Raw genomic sequence first — 1,757 nt, forward strand, 5'->3', positions numbered from 1 at the left:
AAGGCGCTGTTCCTGCGCGGCTACTCGCGCGACGTGACGCTGCTCGCCATCGGCCAGGGTGACGAACCCAGCGCAACGCCGGAGCTGACCGAAGCCGGCGTCGAAATCGTGTTCGCGCCCGATCTGCATCTTCGGCGGAGGAGCGGGGGCATCGAGGCTGTCTTCGCCGACGGCCGGACGCTGCCGTTCGACACGGTCTATCCGGCGATGGGCGCCGAGGTCCGCTCGCAGCTCGCGGTGTCGCTGGGGGCCGAGCATGTCGGGGAAGGCTATCTGAAAGTCGACGACCACCAGCGTACCTCGGTCAGCGGGCTCTACGGTATCGGCGACGTCGTCACCGACCTGCACCAGATCTCGGTCGCGTTCGGCCACGCGGCGGTCGCGGCTTGCAATATCCACCATAGCCTGCCGCGGCATCTGGCTTGACGGGAAACGAAGGGCGCGGCTCCGCCTTGGTTGAGCGGGACGCGCGACATCGGCGTGCAATGCCGGCCCGAAGGAAGTGCTCATGCTGGAAGAGAAACTGAAGGAAGCCATCGTTGGCGAGCTGCAGCGGCAAGCCGCCAACCGGCCGCAGACGCTCAAGGTTCAAGGCACGGACGATGCGAACAGTTCGGAGGAGCTGATCGTCAATGGCAGGATCGACCTGGGCGCGCTGGCGATGGTGATTGCAGGATCCGTCGCCGGCGGGCCCTAGCCATATTCCTCGCCGATGCCGTATTCCCGGTAGATCTCCAGCGGGTCGAGGTCGGGAAACAGGCGGCATTTGGCCTGGGCGAGGTGCAGGCTCACCGCCGCCGGCTCCTTGCCGTTCGAGAGCATCTTGCGGATGTCGTCCATATGCGCGTTCGGCTGGTGCTTTGGCTCGAGCTGCTCCAGCGCGACCAGGGCGGTCGCGAGGGCCTCGGTCAGAACCCAGTCGTCGTGGCCGGTGATTCCCTTCTTCGGCATCGGCAGACCCCAGCTGTGGCGGCAGCGCCCAGTCTATCGCGACTTCCGCCAAATCACCATTGAGCCGTTGCGGACGCGCTGCGCGCCAGGGTGACGGCCGTCCTCTGGCTTGCATTGTGGCCGCGTGTGGCTAAAAGGCGGCGACTTGCAGTATCTTTGTTGAAACAATCTTGGCGTAGACGGGCCTGCACCGCATCCAGGCCGGCTGTTCCGGTCTGGGCCCCTGATCCCGCATCGCAACGATCCGATCGCGCTTCCCCTTCAAGGCTCGAGCCAGCATGATCTTTCTCAGCTTCGTCTACCGCTTCGTGACCAATTTCGCATTCATGGCGATGGTCTATTTCAGCCTCAACTTCATGGAGAAATACCAGAACCGGGCGATCATCGCGATCCTGGTGCTGGTCTATGCCGCCATGCGCGCCGCCTCGACGCTGCGGGCGTTCTACTTCTTCCAGAAGATCGAGAAACTGGAAGCCGAGACGCGGCGCCTTCAGGGCCCGATCAACGACGGCTCCGGAGGAACGAGCGCGCGCAAGCAGGTCGTGGCCGACGTCGCGCGGCTGCGGCGCGACGGCGAGCTCAAGTCCTATATGGACCTGTTCTTTCTCGCGCTGATCGTGCTGCTCTGCGTCGCCGCCATCATGCGGCAGTAGAACTCACGCGCGTTTCTTCGCTCTGGTGGCGAGGCGGGTCGGGCGGGAGGCAGTCGTCTTGGCCTGAGCGGCATGCTTCGGTGCGGTCTGCGCCGCATGTGCCGTTCGCCGCCCCTGCGGCTTGGCTTTGTTCTTGGCCGCATGCGGCGTCTC

At 64.9% G+C, this 1,757-nt stretch carries 4 protein-coding genes; 3 read left to right on the forward strand and 1 reads right to left on the reverse strand.

All coding sequences use genetic code 11. From position 1 onward, the window contains the following. Nucleotides 1-426 (forward strand): FAD-dependent oxidoreductase (locus MOV74_RS37435; RefSeq protein WP_246932456.1); only part of this gene is annotated, 426 nt, incomplete at its 5' end. Nucleotides 427-508: 82 nt separating this feature from the next. Further along, entirely contained in the window at nt 509-697 is a 189-nt protein-coding gene (locus tag MOV74_RS37440) for a hypothetical protein (protein WP_246932458.1), read from the forward strand. Here the strand turns inward: MOV74_RS37440 and MOV74_RS37445 are convergent. Continuing rightward, a complete protein-coding gene (locus tag MOV74_RS37445; RefSeq protein ID WP_246932461.1) occupies nt 694-951 on the reverse strand; it encodes a hypothetical protein in 258 nt (85 codons plus the stop codon). The two genes, MOV74_RS37440 and MOV74_RS37445, sit on opposite strands and share 4 nt — an antisense overlap. Nucleotides 952-1,229: 278 nt before the next feature. Between MOV74_RS37445 and MOV74_RS37450 the strand changes: the two genes are divergently transcribed. Beyond that, nucleotides 1,230-1,604: a hypothetical protein gene (locus MOV74_RS37450; RefSeq protein ID WP_246932463.1), complete on the forward strand. Its 375-nt coding sequence runs from the start codon at nt 1,230-1,232 to the stop codon at nt 1,602-1,604. Nucleotides 1,605-1,757: the final 153 nt, after the last annotated feature.

Source organism: Bradyrhizobium sp. SHOUNA76, assembly GCF_023006445.1.
GTDB lineage: Bacteria > Pseudomonadota > Alphaproteobacteria > Rhizobiales > Xanthobacteraceae > Bradyrhizobium.